The sequence below is a fragment of the Streptomyces sp. 8K308 genome, assembly GCF_004348315.1.
Classification (GTDB): domain Bacteria; phylum Actinomycetota; class Actinomycetes; order Streptomycetales; family Streptomycetaceae; genus Streptomyces.
Genome location: NZ_SMKC01000406.1, coordinates 1 through 5,800 on the forward strand (window position 1 = coordinate 1; position 5,800 = coordinate 5,800).

General features: G+C 76.4%; 6 protein-coding genes. All 6 read left to right on the forward strand.

Annotation, left to right across the window (positions count from 1 at the left end; all coding sequences use genetic code 11):
* Positions 1-1,368, forward strand: a 1,368-nt coding sequence (locus tag E1265_RS32595) for a dihydrolipoamide acetyltransferase family protein (RefSeq protein ID WP_132934567.1), incomplete at its 5' end; no start/stop codon positions are given.
* Positions 1,369-1,393: 25 nt separating this feature from the next.
* The gene (locus E1265_RS39975; RefSeq protein WP_132934568.1) at positions 1,394-2,242 is read left to right on the forward strand and encodes an NTP transferase domain-containing protein; all 849 of its coding nucleotides are present in this window, start codon (positions 1,394-1,396) and stop codon (positions 2,240-2,242) included.
* Positions 2,239-3,507: a molybdopterin molybdotransferase MoeA gene (locus E1265_RS32605; RefSeq protein ID WP_243741272.1), complete on the forward strand. Its 1,269-nt coding sequence runs from the start codon at positions 2,239-2,241 to the stop codon at positions 3,505-3,507. The genes E1265_RS39975 and E1265_RS32605 overlap by 4 nt, the downstream gene beginning before the upstream one ends.
* Before the next feature lie 97 nt (positions 3,508-3,604).
* A complete protein-coding gene (locus tag E1265_RS32610; RefSeq protein ID WP_132934570.1) occupies positions 3,605-4,717 on the forward strand; it encodes a potassium channel family protein in 1,113 nt (370 codons plus the stop codon).
* A 9-nt stretch (positions 4,718-4,726) separates the two neighbouring features.
* Positions 4,727-5,581, forward strand: a complete 855-nt coding sequence (locus E1265_RS32615) for a phosphotransferase (protein ID WP_243741273.1) — start codon at positions 4,727-4,729, stop codon at positions 5,579-5,581.
* Positions 5,582-5,622: 41 nt separating this feature from the next.
* A partial coding sequence (locus E1265_RS32620; protein ID WP_165953961.1) for a zf-TFIIB domain-containing protein occupies positions 5,623-5,800 on the forward strand: 178 nt, incomplete at its 3' end.

Consider the following 5,800-nt stretch of genomic DNA (forward strand, 5'->3'; position numbering starts at 1 on the left):
GGCGACGACCTCCCCGTGGGCGCGGAACTGCTACGCCTACGCCCAGCGCCCGGCGCCGTAGGCGCCGATGGCGCGACGCCGGAGGCCAGGGCCTCCGGCCCGGCGCCTGGCGGCGGGTCGGCGGAGGACGATCTCGGGTCCGGGCCGGTACTGGTCGGCTATGGCACCGTGCCTGGCGGTGCGTCGCCGACGGCGCACGGGGCGTCCGGCCCTGGCCCGGCGGACGACGCCGTAGGTGCCGGGTCGCCGGAGTTCAGGGCGTCCGGCCCTGGGCTGGCGCCTGGCGGCGCGTCCGGCGCCGTGGCCGTCGTGTCGCCGTTGGTGCGGCGCTTGGCGCGGGAGTCGGGGGTCGACCTTCGTTCGGTGACCGGCACCGGCCCTGGCGGGCTCATCATGCGTGCCGACGTCCTGAACGCGTCCCACCACCCCCCACACGGCGAGGTCGCGCCAGCCGGCGGCCTCGCCGCGGCCTCGCCCGCGGCGAGCTTGGCCAGTGCCGCGCCGCCCGTGTCGGTCGCCGGCCCGACCAGTGGTGTGACCACGCGTGCCGGGGCGAGCCCGACCGCGGCCGCCGCCTCCGGCCTCGGATCGGGCCCCGCCGTCGGCGCTCCGTCGGCGCGCGACTCTGCCAGGCCCGGCGGCCAGCCCGCCGCAGGCGAACCTGCCGCCGGCTTCACCGGCGCGGTTCCGCTCGCGCCCAGCGAACTCGTCGAGATGCGGGGCGTCGCGCGGGTGATGGCGGAGCGGGTGGCGGCCAGCAGGAGGGACGTCGCGGACGCGACGTGTTGGGTGGAGGCGGACGCCACCGGATTGGTGGAAACGCGGCGCGTCGTCGGCGTTTCGGTGCTGGCACTGCTGGCGCGGATCTGCGTAGCGGGGCTCGCCCGCTACCCGCAGCTGAACGCCAGCGTCGACATGGCCGCCCGGCGGATCACCCGGCACGGCGCCGTGCACCTCGGGTTCGCCGCCGCGACCGAGCGTGGGTTGCTGGTGCCGGTGGTCAGGGACGCGCACGCGCTGCCCACAGGACGGCTCGCCGCCGAGCTGCGGCGGCTGACGGAGGGGGCGCGGGCCGGCACGTTGGCGCCGGCCGAGGTGACGGGGTCCACGTTCACGCTCAACAACTACGGCGTCTTCGGCGTCGACGGCTCCACGCCGATCATCAACGCGCCCGAGGTCGGCATGCTCGGCGTCGGGCGGATCGTCGAGAAGCCGTGGGCACACGAGGGGAAGCTCGCGCTGCGGTCGGTCGTGCAGCTGTCGCTGACGTTCGACCACCGGGCCTGCGACGGGGCCGTGGCCGGCGGGTTCCTGCGGTTCGTCGCCGACCGCGTCGAACAACCCCTCGCACTCCTTGGCGACCTGTAGCGGTTCCGCCGGTACCGTGGGCGGAATGAGCGCGCATGACGCGGTGATCCTCGCCGGTGGCGCCGCCCGGCGGCTCGGCGGGGCGGACAAGCCGGCCGTGCGGGTCGGCGGCCGGACGCTGCTCGACCGGGTGGTCGACGCGTGCGGCGCGGCCGAGCGGGTCGTGGTCGTCGGGCCGCGCCGGCCAAGCCGGGCGCGGGTCGTGTGGACCAGGGAAGAGCCGCCCGGCGGCGGGCCACTGGCCGCGCTCTGGGCCGGGCTGCGCGAGGCGAGGGCGCCGCTGGTGCTGGTGCTCGCCGCCGACCTGCCGTTCCTCACCCCGGCGGGACTCGCCCGGCTGCTCGACGTGCCGCCGGACGCCGACGTCGTGCTGCCGCGCGACGCCCAGGGGCACGACCAGCCGCTCGCCGCCGTGTACCGGGCCGAGCCGCTGCGCCGCGAACTCGCCCTGCTGGTCACCGAGTACGGCAGCCTCGCCGGGCTGCCGTTGAAACTGCTGCTCCCCGGCCTGCGTCCGCACCGGGTCGCCGCCACCGACGACAACGGCGGCCTCGACTGCGACACCTGGGCCGACATCGTGACCGCCCGCACCAGGATCAGGGACGATATGACCGTGTTGGACGAATGGCTTGCCGCCGTCAAGGCCGACCTCGGCATCGAACTCGACGTGGACATCAAGGCGCTGCTCGACGCCGCCCGCGATGCCGCGCACTCCGTGGCGCGGCCGGCCGCGCCGCTGACCACCTTCCTCATCGGGTACGCCGTCGCCCAGCAGGGCATCGCCCCGGCGGACGCGGCGGCCCGGATCTCCGCGCTCGCGCTGCGGTGGGCAGAGGAGTCGGAGGAGGCGGGCGACGCGGGGGCGGCGACGTGATCGACGACTTCGACGACGCGCTGGCGCTGGCCAACGGGCCGGTCGCGGCCGCCGTCGCCCCCTCGCACCAGCCGGCCAGGAAGCGCGAGGCCGCCGGGCGCGAGCTGCCGGGATGGGAGACCGCGCGGGCCATCGCCCACCGGGCCGCCCGCCCGCTGCCGCCCCGCCGGCTGCCGATCGACCTGGCGCTCGGCCACACCCTGGCCGCCCCGCTGACCGCGCTCACCGACCTGCCGGCCTTCGACACCTCGGCCATGGACGGCTGGGCCGTCGCCGGCCCTGGGCCGTGGCGGCTCACCGGCACCGTCGGCGTGCTCGCCGGCGACCCGGCCACCACGCCGCTCACCGACGGCGAGGCCGTGCCCATCGCCACCGGCGCCCGGATCCCGTCCGGCGCCACCGCCGTGCTCCGCACCGAGCACGGCACCGTCGCCCGCGGCCAGCTCAGCGGGGCCAACCCAGAGCCGGGCGCCGACGTGCGGCCGCGCGGCCAGGAGTGCCGCACCGGCACCGAGCTGCTGCCGGCCCGCACCGTGCTCACCCCGGCCGTGCTCGGGCTCGCCGCCGCCGCCGGCTACGACCAGCTCGCCGTCCGGCCCCGCCCCCGCGCCGAGGTGCTGGTGCTCGGCGACGAGCTGCTGTTCCGCGGCCTCCCGCACGACGGTCGGATCCGCGACGCGCTCGGCCCCATGACCGGCCCCTGGCTGACCGCGCTCGGCGCCCACACCCTCGTCACCCGGCGGCTCGGCGACGACGCCGAGGCGCTGCACGAGGCGATCTCGACCAGCCGTGCCGACCTGATCGTCACCACCGGGTCGACCGCCGCCGGGCCCGTCGACCACCTGCGCGCCGTGCTGCGCCGGCTTGACGCGCAGCTGCTGGTCAGCGGCGTCGCGGTGCGGCCCGGGCATCCGATGCTGCTGGCCGAGCTGCCCGGCGGGGTGCCGCTGGTCGGCCTGCCGGGCAACCCGCTGGCCGCGGTCTCCGCGCTGCTGACGCTGGCCGGGCCGCTGCTGTGCGCGCTCGCCGACCGGCCGGCGCCCGAGGACGCGTGGGCCGAGCTGACCGACGCGGTGCGGGGCCACCCCACGGACACCCGTCTCGTGCCGGTGCGGTGCCCGGCCCCCGACCAGGCGCGGCCGCTGAGCTACGCTGGCCCCGCCATGCTGCGTGGCATCGCCGCCGCGTCAGCCCTGGCGGTCATCCCGCCGGGCGGCGCCGAGGCGCACACCAGGGTCCGCCTCCTCGACCTCCCGCACGCCTGATGGCCGAGCCGACGACGTCGACGAGGCGAAGAGCCGCAGAAGACGAAGAAGCCGAAGAAGCCCAAGAAGCCGAAGAGACCAGACGAAGCCCGACCGCATGAGACTCAAGAGCGCGCGCTCCTCGTCCCTCGACGACCTGTCGCACGGCGTCCAGCTCCCCCGCTACGTCGCGGGGCCACTGGTGCAGGTGATGCGCCGGCTGCTGATGGCGTTGGCGGTGATGGCGCTCGCGGTGGTCATCGTCTACGTGGACCGCCACGGCTACAAGGACAACGTCGCGGGCGGCCGGGTCGGGTTCATCGACACCCTCTACTACGTGACGGTGTCGCTCTCCACCACGGGCTACGGCGACGTCGTCCCGGTCACGGACACCGCGCGCCTGCTGACCACGTTCCTGATCACCCCGCTCCGGGTGCTGTTCCTGATCATCCTGGTCGGGACGACACTCGAGGTGCTGACCGAGCGCACCCGCGAGCAGTGGCGGTTGGCGTACTGGAGGAAGCACATGCGAGACCACACCGTCATCGTCGGCTTCGGCACCAAGGGCAGGTCGGCCGCCGAGACGCTGATGAGCGCCGGCCTGCCGCAGGACCAGATCGTGGTCGTCGACCCCAACCCGGCGGTCGTCGAGCAGGCGGGCGCCGACGGCTACGCCGGGGTCATCGGGGACGCCACGCGCAGCAGCGTCCTGACCCGGGCCATGGCGGACCGGGCCAAGCAGGTGGTGATCTCCACGCAGCGCGACGACACGGCGGTGCTGGTGGCGCTCACGGTGCGGCAGCTGAGCAAGAAGGTGCGGATCGTGGCGTCGGTGCGGGAGGCGGAGAACGTGCCGCTGCTGCGGCAATCGGGCGCCGACGCGGTGATCACCAGCGCCAGCGCGGTGGGCCGGATGCTGGGCCTGTCCATGATCAGCCCGAGCTCGGGCGCGGTGCTTGAGGACCTGGTGCAGCACAGCAAGGGCCTGAGCCTGCGGGAGCGCCCGGTGACCAAGGCGGAGGCCGGGAAGTCGCCGCGCGAGTGCGAGGACCTGGTGGTCTCCGTGATACGCGGGCACCGGCTGCTCGGCTACGACGACCCGGAGGCGGCGACGCTGCAGCTGACCGACCGTCTGGTGGTGATCCGCCGGGTGAGCAAGGCGGAGGAGAAGGCCGCCGCGGCCAGCCGCAAGGACCGCGGCCCCGGCTCCTGGCGCATCCCCGGCCGGTAGGTGGGCGGCGTGCGCGTGCGGGCGGATCTTGCCGGGCTGGCCGGCGAGGGCGGCTCGGGCGTGGTGCCGGTGCGGCTCGCGCCCCGGTCGGACGCGACGCTGGTGCGGGTCGGCGCGGTCGTCGTCAAGGCGCACGCGCCGGGCACCAAGGCGGCGGCGCTCGCGGCGCGGCTGCGGGTGGCCGCGCACCCGGCGCTGGCCGGGATACTGCTGCCGCCGCTGCCGCCGGCCCGGGTACGGGCGCTGCCCGGCGGCCGGTCGGCGACGCTGTGGCCGTACGGCGTGCCCGTCGATCCGGGCGCGGACGAGCTGCCGTGGGAGGCGGCCGGCGCGCTGCTCGCCCTGCTGCACGCGGTGGACCCGGCGGCGCTCGGGCCAGGGGCGCTGCCGGCGGCCGGCGGGCCGACGCGGGCGGCCGAGGCGGTGGCGCGGCTGCGGGCCGCGCCGGGCGCGGGGACGGCGGACGAGCGGCGGGCGGTCGAGCGGGTGCTGGCGGGGGCCAGGGCGGAGCCGGCGCGCCTGGCGCTGTGCCACGGGGACTTCCACTTCGGGCAGTTGGTGGCCGACCCGGCGGGCGGCGACGGGCTGCTGCTGATCGACGTGGACGACCTCGGCGTCGGCGACCCGGCCTGGGACCTGGCCCGGCCCGCGGCCTGGTTCGCGGCCGGTCTGGTGCCCGAGCCTGACTGGCGGCGCTTCCTCGCCGGCTACGGCGTGGCCGAGCCGTGGCCCGACTGGCTCGACGGGCCGGCCCGGGCGCTCACCGCCCAACTCGCCGCCCGCGCGCTGCTCACCGGCCGGCCGCTGAGCGAGGAGGGCGCGGCCTTCGTCGATGCCTGCCGCCGGATCGACGCCCTGACGTAGGGTGGCGACGTCCAGTGGTCTGTTGTCCGATGGAGTCGACGATGCAGTGTCCCAAGTGCCGTGCGCCGATGCACACGTTCAACCGCAGTGGGGTCCAGATCGAGCAGTGCAGCGGATGCCGGGGGATTTTCCTCGACTACGGCGAGCTGGAGCACATCACGCAGCTCGAGTCGCAGTGGACCGCGCAGGCCGCCCCGCCGCCCCCGGCGGCGCCCGCCC

Bases quoted from the DNA above. Each gene is read 5' to 3' on its own strand.
- E1265_RS39975 (WP_132934568.1), top strand. From the start codon at position 1,394: ATGAGCGCGCATGACGCGGTGATCCTCGCCGGTGGCGCCGCCCGGCGG.
- E1265_RS32610 (WP_132934570.1), top strand. From the start codon at position 3,605: ATGAGACTCAAGAGCGCGCGCTCCTCGTCCCTCGACGACCTGTCGCAC.